This is a genomic window from Streptomyces sp. NPDC053541 (genome assembly GCF_044544705.1).
Lineage (GTDB): Bacteria > Actinomycetota > Actinomycetes > Streptomycetales > Streptomycetaceae > Streptomyces.
In genome coordinates, this window is record NZ_JBITXM010000006.1 from 436,066 (window position 1) to 452,266 (window position 16,201).

The following is a 16,201-nucleotide window of genomic DNA, read 5'->3' on the forward strand; positions in this document are numbered from 1 at the left end:
GTCCCCAAGGGGTGTCGGGTCCGGGGCGGGGTCGGCATCGCCTATCCGCGGTGGGCGGTCGGTCGTACCAGCAGAGCACGGGTGAGCAGGCCCAGCACGGCGGCCGCCGCACCCGCCGCGAGCGGACCGGCGGCCGGCGCGTGGGCCTGCGCGAGGCCCTGGGCGGCAGCCGCGAGCAGGCACACGGCGGCCGCGCGGGACACCGCGCCGAAGGCCTGGAGCAGCAGGCCCAGCCACAGCACCGCGCCGACGCACAGCAGCGAGGCGATCCGGGGCGCGGAGACGGCGGCGGCGCCGGGCCACAGCAGCGCGGCGGCGGTGGCGAGGACCAGCAGCACGGCGAGGTAGCCGCCGAGGCAGCCGGCGAGCGCTCCGGTGACCGCCCGCCGGAACTCGTCGGTCGTGCCGAGCAGCCGCAGCCGGGCCAGGCCGGCGGCCCGGAAGCGGTGCAGGAGCCATTCGGCCGGGCCCATGGAGAGGGTGAGCGCGATGACCGCGTCGGCGCCCGCGTACAGCACGAGCACGCCGCTGCCCAGGCCGAACAGGCCGTACGGCAGCGAGCGGGCGAGCGGCGGCCCGCCGCGGCCCCGGGCGAGCCCGCCGGGGCGGCGCGGGCGCAGCACCAGCGCGGCGAAGCCGGTGGTGGCGGCGAGCGAGAGGAGCAGCAGCGCGATCCGCAGCGCGTCCGGCAGGTCGTAGTGGAAGGCGGGGACGGCGCCGGCCAGCGGCGCGAGGGCGACGAGCAGGGCGCGTTCCCGGCCGAGGACGAGGAGCACGGTGGCGGCGGCGAGGTAGAGGGCCTGGCCGGCGCCGAAGAGGGCGGCGGGCCGCTCCCCCGGGCCCGCGGCGGCGACCGCCACGGCGGCGCCGGCGAGCGCGCCCGCGGGGGCGCCGGTGACCAGGGCGCGGACGGCGGCGGCGCGGTCGCCGAGCCCGAGCCAGGTGTAGGCGCGGTGGGCGAGGGCCTGGTTCCACACCCAGCCGGTGACGGCGCCGGCGAGCAGCGGGACGGTGCCGGGCGGCAGCCCGTAGCGTCCGGGTCCGGTGAGCAGGGGTGCGCCGAGCACGTAGGCGAGTCCGGGCAGGGCGAAGACGAGGCCGCGCAGCAGACAGCCGGCGAGACCGGTGTGCCAGGGTGCGGCGGTGGGCGGTTCGGGCGCGGGGTGACGGCGTTCGGTGCGGGCGTAGAGGTCCTCGGCGAGTGCGAAGGAGTCGGCACGCCCGTACACCAGCCGGATGTGGTCGTCCGTCATGCCGTCCGACTCCAGGATCGCCGCTATCTCGTCCGGGTGGACGGCGGTGGCGGCGAGGGCGTCGAGCCGGTCGGCGAGTTCGTCCAGCGGGTCGGCGGCGAGGGCGGTGGCGCCGGCCGGACCGCCGGCGGCGGGCGCGGGTTCCGTGGTGCGCTGGCGCGGGATCTGCGGCAGCGCGTCCCGGGTGGCGCCCGGCTTCAGCCAGAGCGAGCCGCTCACGCGAGGGCACCTCCCCGGAGGAGTTCGGCCCGCCAGGGGTCGGTGAGGCGGACGGTCCAGTCGAGCGGGTCCTCGGGCGGGGCGGCGGGGCGGCCGGCGAGTTCGAGGTAGATGCGGCGGAATCCGTCGACGGAGCGGTGCAGGGTGAAGCGGTCGACGACCCGCTGCCGGGCCCGGCGGGCGAGGTCGGCGCGGCGCTCGTGGTCGCGGAGGAGGTCACTGACGGCGGCGGCCATGACGGCGGGCTCGCGGGGCGGGACGACGAGCCCGGTGTCGCCGACGGCCTCGCGGACCCCGCCGACGTCGGTGGAGACGGTGGCCCGGCCGCAGGACATGGCCTCGATGAGGGAGAAGGGGAAGCCCTCGCTGATGGAGGAGAGCAGCACGACGTTGCCGGCCGCGTAGGCGCCGGCGACGTCGGAGGTGCGGCCCTCGAAGACGAGGCCGTCGGTGACGCCGAGTTCGGCGGCGAGCTTCTCCAGGCGGGTGCGGTAGTCCTCGTTGCCGGCCGGCACCGGGCCGAAGAGGCGCAGCCGCAGCTCGGGGAGTTCGGCACGGCAGATCGCGTAGGCGCGGAGCAGGGTCTCCAGGTCCTTGATGGGGTCGATCCGGCCGACCCAGCTGAGGGTGGGGGTCTCGGGCTCGGGTCCGGCCCAGGGGAAGGCTGCGGGGTCGACGCCGTTGTAGACGGTGCGGATGCGGTCGGCGGGGGCGCCGCCGCGCTCCTCCCAGCGCCGGTTGTACTGGTTGCAGGGGGTGATGAGATCGGCCCTGCGGTAGCCGAGGGTGTTGAGCTCCCGGTAGAAGCCGAGGAGCAGGGCCTTGACGGGGAAGCGCTGGGCCTCGGTGCGGTAGCCGAGGTAGCGCTCGCGCAGGTAGATGCCGTGTTCGGTGAGCAGGAAGGGCACCCCTTCGAAGTGCTGGGCGGCGAGCGCCGGCAGGGTGGCGAGCCCGCTGGACACGGCGTGCGCGACCCGGTCGCCGGGTATCCGGGCGGCGAGCGGGCGCAGGGCGTGTTCCAGCAGGTCGGTGGCGGTGAGGGCGTCGTGGACGGTGGGCCGGGCCGCGGCCGTCGGCAGGTGCGGCATGGACCAGATCCACATCAGGGAGCGCAGCACGGCCTCGGTACGCAGGGCCGCGGTGAGCCCGCCGGCCCGGGCGAGTTCGGCGAGTTCGCACAGCGCCTCGCCGAAGTCGCAGCCGGCGGCGGGGTCGAGGATCGCGAGGAGGAGGCGTTCCCAGGTGTCGAGGAAGCGGCGGCGGGCCCGGCCGCGCGGGGCCGCCCGGGCCCGCTCCGGGGCGGGGCCCCAGAGCGGGAAGGAGGTGTGGAGCGAGAGGTTCGGCGGCAGTTCCCAGGTGACGGGCTCCCGGCCGTTGCCGGTGAGCGCGAGGACCTGGAAGTCGACCTCGGGCATGCCGCGGATCAGCTGGTCGCACCAGGTGCTGACGCCGCCGTGGACATGGGGATAGGTGCCTTCGGTGAGCATGGTGACGTGACGGCCACTGCCCGGCATGTGCGTGTCCCCCCGGAGCGCGCGGTTCTCGGTCGGCTGGTCAGGTGGTCGGGAGCTTGAGCGTGACGGCGTTCTGGAGCAGGTCGGGCGTGCTCCAGTCGGACCGGGTGCCGGCGTAGGCGGCGCCGAACTCGGTGGTGCCGAGGAGGAGTTGCCGGCGCGTGCCGTCGGGGGCGGTGATCGGGGCGGCGACGCCGGCGGGGGCCTTGACGGTGACGGTGGTGCCGATCCGGTAGGCGGTGACCTGGCCGGCGGCGAGCGCCCGGTCCCAGGCGGCGCGGCGGTCGAGTTCGGTGCCGGTCTCCCGCTGACTGGGGTTCACCAGCGGGGTGTTGTCGGCGAAGAGGGCGCGGTGGTCGGCGAGGACCCGGTCGAGGACGGGGTAGAGGAGGCGTTCCTCGGCGAGGTTGGACTGGTGGACGTAGTGCGGCCGGGGGTCGTTGCCCATGACGTGGGCGAGGGCGGTACGGGCCTCCTGCGGCACGATGTGGCTCGCGTAGCCGGTGGCGGTGTCGAGCGGGGCGGGCAGGCAGGTGGAGGCGGGGTTGTTCTCGCACAGGCCGCTGCCGCCGTCGGCGCGGGAGGTGTAGATCCAGTTGTACTCGTCGGTCATCTCGGCGGCGGTGCCCACGTTGTAGTACACGTTCATGGGGTGGCGGGGCACGGTCTTCGCGGCGCCGGAGCTGGTGCCGAGGGTGCGCTGGGCGGGTTCGCGGGAGTTGTCGCTGGCCGTCCACTTCACGCCGTTGTCGGCGAGCGCGCCGGCCAGGTTGGGGTTGTCCACGGGCTGCTGGGGCAGGGTCCTCAGACCGGAGTGCTCTCCGGTGACGAGTTCGGCGCGGTCGACGGAGATGCCCTTGCCGGTGGCCCAGTTGAGGTTGTCGCGGATCTGCGCGGAGATCTCGGACCGGGTGACCCAGCGGGTCGCCCCGGTGGCGTCCTTGGCGCAGCTCCACGGGACGGTGGTGGTGTCCTGGACGCAGCCGAGGAAGGGGTGGGTGTAGGTGTGGTTGATCCAGCGGTACTGCGCGCGGTCGGCGATCAGCCGGGCGGCCAGCGGGTCGGTGCCGCCGTGCTCGGTCTTCCACTGCTCGCCCTGTCCGCCGTTGTAGACCAGGTCGAGCCGGAAGCCGGAGGCCTGCTGCCAGGCGGCGGCGTAGGCCGCGTCGGCGGCGGTCATGCGGATCGGGTTCGCGCCGGCCGCGCCGTCGCCGCCGGGGCAGTCGAGGTCGCCGGGGGTGCAGTCGCGGACGGTGTCCCAGCGGGCGTCGGGGGCGAGGACGTCGTCGACGTGCACGGAGAGGTAGTCGCGGGAGCGGCCGAGGTGGACGCCCTGGGTGAGCCATTCGACGATGCCGCGGGCGAGCGCCCGGAACTGGCGCTGGTGGCGGTTGTAGGCGAAGGTGACGACGAGTTCGCGGCGCCCGTCGTGGGCGTACTCGCCGATCAGGCTGATCCGTCCGCCGTCGGCGGCGGGCATGTCGAGGAAGCTGGTGTAGCCGGCCCGGGGGCGGCCCGCGTAGCCGTAGCTCTCGGCGACGGCCGGGGCGTTGTCCTCGAAGACCACGGGGCCGCGCAGGTCGCGGAAGGCCCCGGCCCGGCCGGCCGGGGTGACGTGTCCGGTGGCGCCGTCGAGGACGCCGGACCAGCCGCCGTCACTGGTGTAGTCGAGGCCGACGCCGGGGTGGGCCCACGTGTAGGCGTCGACCTGGGGGATGCCGAAGCCCCGCTCGTACGCGACGAGGGCGGCCTGCTCGGCGGAGTCGGGTCCGAACACGGCCTCGTGCGGCAGCACCACGCCCTGGTACTTGGCGCGCGGCCGGCCGTCGACGGTGTCGCTGAGGAAGGCGGCGCTGACCACGGGGCGGCCGGGGTCGTTCAGGTCGAGGGTGCGGTACGGGACGCCGGAGCCGCGCAGCTCGGCGGTGATCGCCTCGACGGCGCTGCCCCCGTCGTCGACCACGAGGACGGTGAGGTCGATCCGCGGGGTGGGCGTCGCCGCCCCGGCCGCCTGCGCGGACGGCACCACGGTGGCGAGCAGTCCGGCCGCGGCGAGGGCGGCGAGCCGGGCGGTACGGGGAGCGCGCGCCGTACGGGGCGGGCGGGCGGCGCGGCGGGTGCGGGCGGCGCCGGTTCTGGGCGTGCGGGAGCGGCCGGAATCCATCGGTGGGTGTCCCCCCTCGGCGGGGCCCGCGCGCACGGCGGGCCCGTGGAGATGTGTCGGTCGGGCGCGGGGCGGCGTGCCGCCCCGGTCCGATGGAGGCGAGTGTGAATCGGGACCGCACGGAGGGGACGTCAAACCCGACACAGACACCACGGATGAGTGAATCACCACCGCCGTGAACGAAAACGACGAGCGAGCGTAGGCTCATTACCGGCGCTCATCGGGCCGAAATACGATGCGGCGGGCACGGTCGGCCCATCCCTCGACCGCCACAGAACTCAATGGAAGCGAGAATTCACCACCGTGACTGCTCTCACTCTCAGCACCGCCGGAGCGGCGACGCTGCGCGCCGACGCGGTCGTCGTCGGCGTCGCCAAGTCCGGCAAGACGCTGGTCGTCGCCCCGGGCGCCGAGGTCGTCGACCAGGCCTTCGACGGTGGCCTGGCCGCCGTCCTGGAGACCCTGGGCGCCTCGGGCGCCGAGGGTGAGGCGACCAAGCTGCCCTCCCCCGCCGGTCTGAAGGCCCCCGTCGTGCTCGCCGTCGGCCTGGGCTCCGCGCCCGAGGACGGCGAGGCCTACGGGACCGAGGCCCTGCGCCGCGCCGCGGGCACCGCCGCCCGCGCGCTGCACGGCTCGAAGAAGGCCGCCTTCGCCCTGCCGGTCGCCGACGCCGAGGCCGTCGCCGCGATCGGCGAGGGCGCGCTGCTCGGCGCGTACTCCTACACGGCGTACCAGGAGAACGGCAACGGCGGGAAGAAGCCGCTGGCCGACGTCGCCGTGCTCGGCGCCAAGCCGCGCGACAAGGCCCACAAGGCCGCCGCGGAGCGCGCGATCGCCGTCGCGGAGGAGATGAACCGCGCCCGCGACCTGATCAACCAGCCGCCGAACGACCTGACCCCGGCCGCCTTCGCCGCCGCCGTCCAGGCCGCCGGCAAGGAGCACGGCCTCAAGGTGCAGGTGCTCGACGAGAAGGCGCTCGCCAAGGGCGGCTACGGCGGCATCCTGGGCGTCGGCGCCGGCTCGGTGAACCCGCCGCGCCTGGTCCGGGTCGCCTACACCCACCCGAAGGCGGAGAAGACCCTCGCCCTGGTCGGCAAGGGCATCACCTACGACTCGGGCGGCATCTCCCTGAAGCCGGCCGGCCACAACGAGACGATGAAGTGCGACATGAGCGGCGCGGCCGCCGTCTTCGCCACCGTCGTCGCCGCGGCCCGGCTCGGCCTCGCCGTCAACGTCACCGGCTGGCTCGCCCTGGCCGAGAACATGCCGTCCGGCTCCGCCACCCGCCCGGGCGACGTGCTGCGCATGTACAGCGGCAAGACCGTCGAGGTCCTGAACACCGACGCCGAGGGCCGCCTCGTCATGGCGGACGCGCTGACCAAGGCCTCCGAGGAGCACCCGGACGCGATCGTCGACGTGGCCACCCTGACCGGTGCCATGGTCCTGGCGCTCGGCAACCGCACCTTCGCGATCATGGCCAACGACGACGACTACCGCTCCGCGATCCATGAGATCGCCGAGGAGGTCGGCGAGCAGTCCTGGCCGATGCCGCTGCCGGCGGACCTGCGCAAGGCGATGGACTCCCCGACCGCCGACATCTCCAACATGGGCGAGCGGATGGGCGGCGGCCTGGTGGCCGGTCTGTTCCTGAAGGAGTTCGTGGGCGAGGGCATCACCTGGGCCCACCTGGACATCGCGGGCCCGGCCTTCCACGAGGGCGCCCCCTACGGCTACACCCCGAAGGGCGGCACCGGCTCCTCGGTGCGCACCCTGGTGCGCCTCGCGGAGCGCACGGCGGACGGCGAGCTCTGATCCCCGGAGCCGCCGCGAACGGCCCCCGGGTCCCGGACCCGGGGGCCGTTCGCGCACGACGGAATCCGTAGCTTCGTACGGTCCCGTCGCCCCTCCGTACGGACCATCCGCCGTCTCAGTGCGCGGCCCCGCGTCCCGTCGGTCGGCAACAAGTGCGAAGATGGGTTCTCGGCAGGACAGGGCCCCCACCACAGGGCCGACGAAAATGCGGCCGGACACCCGGAGCCGCCGCCCGGTCACCGACGACCGGCGACGAGCGCACATGCATGGAGGACGTGACGTGGCGAACGACGCCAGCACCGTTTTCGACCTAGTGATCCTCGGCGGCGGTAGCGGCGGTTACGCCGCCGCGCTGCGCGGAGCGCAGCTGGGCCTGGACGTCGCACTGATCGAGAAGAACAAGCTCGGCGGCACCTGCCTGCACAACGGCTGCATCCCGACGAAGGCCCTGCTCCACGCCGGCGAGGTCGCCGACCAGGCGCGCGAGGCGGAGCAGTTCGGTGTCAAGGCCTCCTTCGAGGGCATCGACATCAAGGCCGTGCACAAGTACAAGGACGACGTGATCTCGGGCCTGTACAAGGGTCTGCAGGGTCTGGTCGCCTCCCGCAAGGTGACCTACATCGAGGGCACCGGTCACCTGTCCTCCCCGACCTCCGTCGACGTCGACGGCCGCCGGGTCGAGGGCCGTCACGTCCTCCTCGCCACCGGCTCCGTGCCGAAGTCCCTGCCGGGCCTGGAGATCGACGGCAACCGCATCATCTCCTCGGACCACGCGCTGACCCTGGACCGGGTCCCGGAGTCCGCGATCATCCTCGGCGGCGGCGTCATCGGCGTCGAGTTCGCCTCGGCGTGGAAGTCCTTCGGCACCGACGTCACGATCATCGAGGGCCTGAAGCACCTGGTCCCGGTCGAGGACGAGAACAGCTCCAAGCTGCTTGAGCGCGCCTTCCGCAAGCGCGGCATCAAGTTCAACCTGGGCACCTTCTTCCAGTCGGCCGAGTACACCGAGAACGGTGTGAAGGTCACCCTGGCCGACGGCAAGACCTTCGAGGCCGAGGTGCTGCTCGTCGCCATCGGCCGCGGCCCGGTCTCGGCCGGTCTCGGCTACGAGGAGCAGGGCATCGCGATGGACCGCGGCTACGTCCTCGTGGACGAGTACATGCGGACCAACGTGCCCACCATCTCCGCGGTCGGCGACCTGGTCCCGACGCTCCAGCTCGCGCACGTCGGCTTCGCCGAGGGCATCCTGGTCGCGGAGCGGCTGGCCGGTCTCAAGCCCGTCCCGGTCGACTACGACGGCGTGCCGCGGGTGACGTACTGCCACCCGGAGGTCGCCTCCGTCGGCATCACCGAGGCCAAGGCCAAGGAGATCTACGGCGCGGACAAGGTCGTCGCCCTGAAGTACAACCTCGCGGGCAACGGCAAGAGCAAGATCCTCAAGACCGCGGGCGAGATCAAGCTCGTCCAGGTCAAGGACGGTGCCGTGGTCGGCGTCCACATGGTCGGTGACCGCATGGGCGAGCAGGTCGGCGAGGCGCAGCTGATCTACAACTGGGAGGCGCTGCCGGCCGAGGTCGCGCAGCTCATCCACGCCCACCCGACGCAGAACGAGGCGCTCGGCGAGGCCCACCTGGCCCTGGCCGGCAAGCCTCTGCACTCCCACGACTGACGCTCACGTCACACGGGCGCGACGACCACTTTCCGCAATTCGTTAGGAGCAACTGAAACCATGTCGGTTTCCGTAACCCTGCCGGCGCTCGGCGAGAGCGTCACCGAGGGCACCGTCACCCGCTGGCTCAAGGCCGAGGGTGAGCGTGTCGAGGCCGACGAGCCGCTGCTCGAGGTCTCGACCGACAAGGTCGACACCGAGATCCCCGCCCCCGCCTCGGGCATCCTGGCCTCCATCAAGGTCGCCGAGGACGAGACGGTCGAGGTCGGCGCCGAGCTGGCCATCATCGACGACGGCTCCGGTGCTCCGGCGGCCGCCCCGGCCCCCGCCGCCGAGGCCGCTCCGGCTCCGGCCGCCGAGCCGGCCCCGGCCCCCGCGGCCGAGGCCCCCGCCGCCCCGGCCCCCGCCGCCGAGGCCCCCGCGGCCGCCCCGGCCGGTGGCGCGCAGGGCACCGACGTCGTCCTGCCGGCGCTCGGCGAGTCCGTCACCGAGGGCACCGTGACCCGCTGGCTGAAGTCGGTCGGCGAGACCGTCGAGGCCGACGAGCCGCTGCTCGAGGTCTCCACGGACAAGGTCGACACCGAGATCCCCGCCCCCGCCTCCGGCGTTCTCCTGGAGATCGTCGTCGGCGAGGACGAGACCGCGGAGGTCGGCGCCAAGCTGGCCGTCATCGGTGCCGCGGGTGCGGCTCCGGCCGCCGCCCCGGCCCCGGCCGCCCCGGCCCCCGCCGCCGCTCCGGCTCCGGCTCCGGCCGCTCCGGCTCCGGCCCCCGCGCCGGCCGCCCCGGCCGCTCCGGCTCCGGCTCCCGCCCCGGTGGCCCCGGCCGCCCCCGTGGCCGCCCCGGCCCCGGTGACCCCGGCCCCCGCCGCCCCGGCCCCCGCCGCCGCTCCGGCGGAGGACGGCGCCTACGTGACCCCGCTGGTCCGCAAGCTCGCCACCGAGAACGGTGTCGACCTGGCGACCGTCAAGGGCTCCGGCGTCGGCGGCCGCATCCGCAAGCAGGACGTCCTCGCGGCCGCCGAGGCCAAGAAGGCCGCCGTCCCGGCCCCCGCCGCCGCTGCCGCCCCGGCCGCCGCGTCGAAGGCCCCGGCGCTCGAGGTCTCCCCGCTGCGCGGCCAGACCGTCAAGATGACCCGCATGCGCAAGGTCATCGGCGACAACATGATGAAGGCGCTGCACGGCCAGGCCCAGCTGTCCTCGGTCGTCGAGGTCGACATCACCAAGCTGATGAAGCTGCGCGCCCGCGCCAAGGACGCGTTCGCGGCCCGCGAGGGCGTCAAGCTCTCCCCGATGCCGTTCTTCGTCAAGGCGGCGGCCCAGGCGCTGAAGGCCCACCCGGTCATCAACGCCCGGATCAACGAGGACGAGGGCACGATCACCTACTTCGACACCGAGAACATCGGTATCGCGGTGGACTCCGAGAAGGGCCTGATGACCCCGGTCATCAAGGGTGCGGGCGACCTGAACATCGCCGGCATCTCCAAGGCCACGGCGGAGCTGGCCGGCAAGGTCCGCGGCAACAAGATCACCCCGGACGAGCTGGCGGGCGCGACCTTCACGATCTCCAACACGGGTTCGCGCGGCGCGCTGTTCGACACCATCATCGTTCCGCCGAACCAGGTCGCCATCCTGGGCATCGGCGCCACGGTGAAGCGTCCGGCCGTGATCGAGACCGCCGAGGGCACCGTCATCGGCGTGCGCGACATGACCTACCTGACGCTCTCCTACGACCACCGTCTGGTGGACGGCGCCGACGCCGCCCGCTACCTGGTGGCCGTGAAGGCGATCCTGGAGGCCGGCGAGTTCGAGGTCGACCTCGGCCTGTAAGGCAACGTAACGAGCCTCACCAGCGGTGTCCCCGTCCGGATGGATGTCCGGGCGGGGACACCGCCGTATTGTCTAAGGGTCACGAACTCCCGGAGGAGCCGCTCAATGACCGTCCCCGTCGTCCACTCGCTGCGCGAGCAGATCCGCGAGCACATCGTGGAGGGGATCGTCAGCGGTCGCTGGAAGCCGGGCGAGCGCATCGTGGAGCGCCGGATCGCGACCGAGCTGGAGGTCTCCCAGACGCCCGTCCGCGAGGCGCTGCGCGAGCTGGAGTCGCTGCGGCTGATCGAGTCCGCGCCCAACAAGGGCGTCCGGGTGCGCAATCTGACCGCCGCGGACCTGGAGGAGAGCTACCCGGTCCGGGCCGGTCTGGAGCAGATCGCGGCGGAGCTGGCGGCCGGCCGGCTGGCCTCGGACTGCTCGGCCCTGGAACCGCACGTGGCGGCGCTGTACGAGGCCGACGCGGCCTCCGACGGCACGGCCCAGGTGCGGCACACGGTGGCCTTCCACCGGGAGCTGGTGCGGGCCGCCGGGAACGGCGTGCTGCTGCACACCTGGGAGGGCCTGGGCATCGAGGTGTTCACGGCGCTGTCGATCCGCTGGCTGGGCACGGTCCAGAAGTCGTACGCGGAGGAGCACCAGGAGCTCGTGGAGGCCTTCCGGCGGGCCGATCCGAACATCGGGGCGCTGGTGAAGGCGCACGTCCTGGGATGCGCGCCGAGGGCCTGAGGGCCGCGCCCGGCGGGGCGCGATTCCGGCCACGTACGCGATGAGCGGGTCCACCTCCGGTGGGCCCGCTCGTTTGTGCGGGCGACGTCTCAGGCGCTCCGGCTCACCTGCGAAAACAAGGCACCGGGTGCCCATTTTCGAGGCACCCTGTGCCGACTTTGGTGCTCCGGGCATCTTTTTCACCAGGAAGCTTTGATCGATCATCGATCGGCGGCTTACAGTCTTCGGCGGGCCGTACCCCGGCCCTCGCCCTGTCCTGCCAGACAAGGCCCCCTTATCTCCACCCCCATCTGTCCGGAAGGCGGCGATCATGACCGATCCCGTAGGCAAGATTCCGAGCGAGCTCGACCAGCTCCCGGACCGTGACACCGAGGAGACCGCCGAGTGGGCGGCCTCCCTCGACGCCGTCACCAAGGCCGCCGGCCCCCACCGGGCCGCCTACCTGATGCGCCGCACCCTCCAGCACGCCGACTCGGCCGGCCTCGCGCTGCCGAAGCTCCTGGAGACGGACTACCTCAACACCATCCCCACCTCCGCCGAGCCGGTCATCGACGGCGACGAGGAGATGGAGCGGAAGATCACCGCGTGGAACCGCTGGAACGCGGCCGCGATGGTCACCCGCGGCTCCAAGCACGGCGTCGGCGGCCACATCGCCACCTTCGCCTCCGCGGCCTGGCTCTACGAGACCGGCTTCAACCACTTCTTCCAGGGCAAGGACTCCGGCGCGGCCGCCGGCTCCGGCGACCAGCTCTACATCCAGGGCCACGCCTCCCCCGGCATCTACGCCCGCGCCTTCCTCGACGGGCGCCTCACCGAGGCCCACCTCGACAACTTCCGGCAGGAGTCCGGCGGCAACGGCCTGCCCTCCTACCCGCACCCGCGCCGGCTGCCCTGGCTGTGGGAGTTCCCCACCGTCTCCATGGGCCTCGGCCCGCTCTCCGCGATCTACCAGGCGCGCTTCAACCGCTACCTGACCAACCGCGGCATCAAGGACGTCTCCTCCTCGCACGTCTGGGCCTTCCTGGGCGACGGCGAGATGGACGAGCCCGAGTCGACGGCGGCCCTCGCGCTCGCCGCCCGCGAGGGTCTGGACAACCTGACCTTCGTCATCAACTGCAACCTGCAGCGCCTCGACGGCCCCGTCCGCGCCAACTTCAAGATCGTGCAGGAGCTGGAGGCCCAGTTCCGCGGCGCCGGCTGGAACGTCGTGAAGACCCTCTGGGGCAACGCCTGGGACGAGCTGTTCGCGCTCGACACCACCGGCGCCCTGGTCCGCCGCCTCCGCGAGGTGCCGGACGCGCAGGTCCAGACGTACCAGACCCGCGACGCCGCCTACATCCGCGCGGACTTCTTCGGCAAGGACCCGGCGCTCGTCGAGATGGCGAAGCTGCTGTCCGACGACAAGATCCTCGAGTGCTTCCACCTGTCCCGCGGTGGCCACGAGCCGCGCAAGGTGTACGCCGCGTACAAGGCCGCCCTGGAGTTCAAGGGCGCGCCGACGGTGATCCTGGCGCAGACCGTGAAGGGCTTCACCCTGGGCGAGGGCTTCGCGTCGAAGAACGCGAACCACCAGATGAAGAAGCTGTCCACGGACGAGTTCAAGAACATGCGCGACCTGCTCGAGCTGCCGATCTCGGACGCGCAGTTCGTCGACGGCGTGGTGCCCTACGGCCACCCGGGCGCCGACTCCCCCGAGGTCCGCTACCTCCAGGAGCGCCGCGCGGCCCTCGGCGGTCCCGCCCCGGCCCGCCGGGTGCACCCGCTGGCCCCGCTCCCGGCCCCGGCCGAGAAGGCCTTCGCCGCCTTCGACAAGGGCTCCGGCTCGCAGTCCGTCGCCACCACGATGGCCTTCGTGCGCCTGGTCAAGGACCTGGTGCGGGACAAGGAGACCGGCAAGCGCTGGGTCCCGATCGTCCCGGACGAGGCCCGCACCTTCGGCATGGAGTCGCTGTTCCCCTCGCTCGGCATCTACTCGCCGAAGGGCCAGACGTACGAGCCGGTCGACCGCGACCAGCTGATGTACTACAAGGAGGCCGTCAACGGCCAGATCCTGAACGAGGGCATCACCGAGGCCGGCTCCATGGCCGACTTCATCGCCGCCTCCACGTCGTACGCGACGCACGGCGAGGCGATGATCCCGTTCTACATCTTCTACTCGATGTTCGGCTGGCAGCGGACCGCCGACCAGATGTGGCAGCTCGGCGACCAGCTCGGCCGCGGCTTCCTCGTCGGCGCGACCGCCGGCCGCACCACCCTCACCGGTGAGGGCCTCCAGCACGCGGACGGGCACTCCCCGATGATCGCGGCCACCAACCCGGCGGCGCTGACCTACGACCCGGCGTTCGCCTACGAGGTCGCGGCCATCGTCAAGGAGGGCCTGCGCCGGATGTACGGCGAGGCGGCCGAGGGCGAGGACCAGAACGTCTTCTACTACCTCACCGTCTACAACGAGCCGATGCCGCAGCCGGCCAAGCCGGGCCACGCGGGCGTCGACGAGGGCATCGTCAAGGGCCTCTACCGCTTCAACACGGCCGAGTCGGCCGGCCTGGAGCTGCCCGCCAACGCCGCCCGCATCCAGCTGCTGGCCTCCGGCACGGCGATCCACTGGGCCCTGGAGGCGCAGAAGCTGCTCGCCGCCGAGTGGGGCGTGGCCGCCGACGTGTGGTCCGCGACCTCGTGGACCGAGCTGCGCCGGGACGCCCTGGAGGCCGACGCGGCCCTGCTGCGCGGCGAGGAGCGCGTGCCGTACGTCCGCCGGGTCCTGGAGGGCGTGGACTCCCCGGTCCTCGCGGTCTCCGACTACATGCGCCAGGTCCCGGACCAGATCGCGCAGTGGGTCGAGCAGGACTGGAGCTCGCTGGGCGCCGACGGCTTCGGCCTGTCGGACACCCGTGAGGCCGCGCGCCGCCACTTCGGCGTCGACGCCCAGTCGATCGTCGTCGCGTCCCTCGCCCAGCTCGCCCGCCGCGGCGAGGTCCAGGCGACGGCCGTGAAGGAGGCGCGGGAGCGCTACGGCCTGTAAGGGCCGCCGATCCGCCCGAGGGGCCGTGTCCGTACGTGGTGTACGGGCGCGGCCCCTCGGCGTGCGTGCGGCAGGCTGTAGGCATGCGTGCCGCTCGTCTCATCAAGATGGTCCTGCTGCTCCAGAACCGCGCCACCATGACCGCCGCCGAACTCGCCGCCGAGCTGGAGGTGTCGGAGCGGACCGTGACCCGTGATGCCCTCGCCCTCTCGGAGGCGGGGGTTCCGGTGTACGCGGACCGGGGCCGGACCGGCGGGTACCGGCTGGTCGGCGGCTACCGCACGCGGCTGACCGGGCTCGCCCGGGACGAGGCGGAGGCGCTGTTCCTGTCCGGACTGCCGGGCGCGCTGCGGGACATGGGGCTCCAGGACGCGGCCTCGGCGGCCCGTCTGAAGGTGACGGCGGCGCTGCTGCCCTCGCTGGCGGACGCGCCGGGTTCGGCGGCCCGCCGCTTCCATCTGGACGCGCCCGGCTGGTACCAGGAGCCGCGGACGCCGGAGCTGCTCGCCCCGATCGCGGAGGCGGTCTGGGACGACCGGCCGGTCGCGGCCCGCTACCGGCGCGGGGACGGCGAGGTGGAGCGCGAGCTCGAACCGTACGGGCTCGTGCTGAAGGCGGGGGTCTGGTACGTGTGCGCCCGCGCGGGGAGCGCGTACCGCACCTACCGGGTGGACCGGTTCACGGCGGTGGCGGTGGGCGACGGGCGCTTCACGCGGGACCCGGACTTCGACCTGGCGGCGTTCTGGTCCGAGCGGTCGGCGGAGTTCGCGCGCTCGCTGCTGCGCGCGGAGGTGGTGCTGCGGCTCACGGAGCCGGGTGCGCGGCGGCTGCCGTACGTGACGGACCGGGCGGCGGCCGAGGAGGCGCTCGCGGCGGGGGCCGCGGAGGAGGACGGGCGGCTGCGGGTGGTGCTTCCGGTGGAGAGCGAGGAGGTGGCCTTCGGCCAGTTGCTCGGGCTGGGGGCGGAGGCGGAGGTGGTGGCCCCGGCGGCGCTCAGGGAGCGCTTCGCCGAGGCCGCCCGCGCGATGGCCGAGCGCTACCGGTAGTCGTCGACGTTCACGTCGGGGTCGGTCTCCTTGGCGGTGATGAACCCCCAGGAGTCGGGCCGGGAGCCGTCGGCGTCGGTGAAGCCGTACTCCCGGGCGAGCCGGCCGCTGTCGAGGGACTGTCCGTTCCAGCGGGCCCGGTCGGGGTCGGCGGCGAGGGCGGCGACCGCGCGTCCGACGTAGACCGGGGACTCGGAGACCGCGAAGTCGGGGACCTTCTCGGTGGCCTCGCGCCAGTTGTCCTCGGTGACGCCGAAGTGGGCGAGCATCTGCTCGGAGCGGAGCCAGCCGGGGCTGACGGAGACGGCGGTGCCGCCGGAGTCGGCCAGTTCCTCGGCGAGGCCGAAGGCCATCCGGATGGGGGCGTTCTTGGCGAGGTCGTAGAAGAGGTTCTCGCGGTAGCGGGTGCCGTTGTACGCGGTGGTGCCGTCGGTGACCTCGACGACCAGGCCTCCGGGGTGGCGGGTGAGCAGCGGCAGGGCGGTGTGGGAGGTGATCAGGTGGGTGCGGACGCCGAGTTCCAGCATGCGCAGGCCGTCGGCGAGGCCGATCTCCCAGGTCTTCTTGCCGAAGGTGGAGCCGATGAGGTGTTCGCCGCCCCAGACGTCGTTGACGAGGACGTCGAGCCGGCCGCGTTCGCGGTCGATCCGCTCGACGAGGGCGCGGACCTGCTCGGGTTCCAGGTGGTCGGTGGGCACGGCGACGCCCTCGCCGCCGGCGGCGGTGACCAGCTCGGCGGTCTCCTCGATGGTCTCGGTGGTCCGGCCGACCTCGCTGACCTTGTCGCGGGTGGTGCGGCCGGTGACGTAGACGGTGGCTCCGGCGGCGCCGAGCTGCACGGCGATGGCGCGTCCGGCGCCCCGGGTGGCCCCGGCGACGAGGGCGATGCGGCCGGTGAGCGGGGTGTTCTCGTGGGTCATGCGAGCAGCCTGACAGGGAAACCCGA

10 protein-coding genes are annotated in these 16,201 nt (G+C 73.4%); 6 read left to right on the forward strand and 4 right to left on the reverse strand.

Annotated elements, in window-relative coordinates; translation table 11 throughout:
• Positions 1 to 41: 41 nt before the first annotated feature.
• The 3 genes from ACIGW2_RS18435 to ACIGW2_RS18445 are packed head-to-tail and all read right to left on the reverse strand — an operon-like array spanning position 42 to position 5,150.
• Positions 42 to 1,472, reverse strand: a complete 1,431-nt coding sequence (locus tag ACIGW2_RS18435; RefSeq protein ID WP_399844464.1) for a hypothetical protein — start codon at positions 1,470 to 1,472, stop codon at positions 42 to 44.
• On the reverse strand, positions 1,469 to 2,986 hold the full coding sequence (pelF, locus tag ACIGW2_RS18440) for a GT4 family glycosyltransferase PelF (protein WP_391654483.1): 1,518 nt from the start codon (positions 2,984 to 2,986) through the stop codon (positions 1,469 to 1,471). The genes ACIGW2_RS18435 and pelF overlap by 4 nt, the downstream gene beginning before the upstream one ends.
• Before the next feature lie 40 nt (positions 2,987 to 3,026).
• Entirely contained in the window at positions 3,027 to 5,150 is a 2,124-nt protein-coding gene (locus ACIGW2_RS18445) for a hypothetical protein (RefSeq protein WP_399844466.1), read from the reverse strand.
• Positions 5,151 to 5,453: 303 nt separating this feature from the next.
• Between ACIGW2_RS18445 and ACIGW2_RS18450 the strand changes: the two genes are divergently transcribed.
• From ACIGW2_RS18450 to ACIGW2_RS18475, 6 genes are all read left to right on the forward strand, one after another.
• Entirely contained in the window at positions 5,454 to 6,962 is a 1,509-nt protein-coding gene (locus tag ACIGW2_RS18450) for a leucyl aminopeptidase (RefSeq protein ID WP_391654481.1), read from the forward strand.
• A gap of 280 nt (positions 6,963 to 7,242) precedes the next feature.
• Positions 7,243 to 8,631 carry a dihydrolipoyl dehydrogenase gene (gene lpdA / locus ACIGW2_RS18455; protein ID WP_356064640.1) on the forward strand — a complete coding sequence of 463 codons (1,389 nt, stop codon included), beginning with the start codon at positions 7,243 to 7,245 and terminating at the stop codon, positions 8,629 to 8,631.
• Positions 8,632 to 8,691: 60 nt separating this feature from the next.
• Positions 8,692 to 10,458, forward strand: coding sequence for a 2-oxoglutarate dehydrogenase, E2 component, dihydrolipoamide succinyltransferase (gene sucB / locus ACIGW2_RS18460; protein WP_399844468.1), 1,767 nt, complete (start codon positions 8,692 to 8,694; stop codon positions 10,456 to 10,458).
• Positions 10,459 to 10,563: 105 nt separating this feature from the next.
• Positions 10,564 to 11,187 (forward strand): GntR family transcriptional regulator, encoded by a 624-nt coding sequence (locus ACIGW2_RS18465; RefSeq protein WP_356076425.1) that lies wholly within the window; start codon positions 10,564 to 10,566, stop codon positions 11,185 to 11,187.
• 310 nt (positions 11,188 to 11,497) lie between these two features.
• Positions 11,498 to 14,209 (forward strand): pyruvate dehydrogenase (acetyl-transferring), homodimeric type, encoded by a 2,712-nt coding sequence (aceE, locus tag ACIGW2_RS18470; protein WP_399844469.1) that lies wholly within the window; start codon positions 11,498 to 11,500, stop codon positions 14,207 to 14,209.
• 83 nt (positions 14,210 to 14,292) lie between these two features.
• On the forward strand, positions 14,293 to 15,255 hold the full coding sequence (locus tag ACIGW2_RS18475) for a helix-turn-helix transcriptional regulator (protein WP_391654478.1): 963 nt from the start codon (positions 14,293 to 14,295) through the stop codon (positions 15,253 to 15,255).
• On the opposite strand, the gene ACIGW2_RS18480 is transcribed toward ACIGW2_RS18475, so the two are convergent.
• Complete coding sequence (locus tag ACIGW2_RS18480) at positions 15,246 to 16,175, reverse strand: SDR family oxidoreductase (RefSeq protein WP_399844472.1); 930 nt, start codon at positions 16,173 to 16,175, stop codon at positions 15,246 to 15,248. The genes ACIGW2_RS18475 and ACIGW2_RS18480 overlap by 10 nt on opposite strands.
• Positions 16,176 to 16,201: the final 26 nt, after the last annotated feature.

What these genes read in the sequence shown, in the direction of transcription:
- pelF (WP_391654483.1), bottom strand. Translation starts at nt 2,986, where the DNA reads ATGCCGGGCAGTGGCCGTCACGTCACCATGCTCACCGAAGGCACCTAT.
- ACIGW2_RS18445 (WP_399844466.1), bottom strand. Translation starts at nt 5,150, where the DNA reads ATGGATTCCGGCCGCTCCCGCACGCCCAGAACCGGCGCCGCCCGCACC.
- sucB (WP_399844468.1), top strand. Translation starts at nt 8,692, where the DNA reads ATGTCGGTTTCCGTAACCCTGCCGGCGCTCGGCGAGAGCGTCACCGAG.
- ACIGW2_RS18465 (WP_356076425.1), top strand. Translation starts at nt 10,564, where the DNA reads ATGACCGTCCCCGTCGTCCACTCGCTGCGCGAGCAGATCCGCGAGCAC.
- aceE (WP_399844469.1), top strand. Translation starts at nt 11,498, where the DNA reads ATGACCGATCCCGTAGGCAAGATTCCGAGCGAGCTCGACCAGCTCCCG.
- ACIGW2_RS18475 (WP_391654478.1), top strand. Translation starts at nt 14,293, where the DNA reads ATGCGTGCCGCTCGTCTCATCAAGATGGTCCTGCTGCTCCAGAACCGC.
- ACIGW2_RS18480 (WP_399844472.1), bottom strand. Translation starts at nt 16,175, where the DNA reads ATGACCCACGAGAACACCCCGCTCACCGGCCGCATCGCCCTCGTCGCC.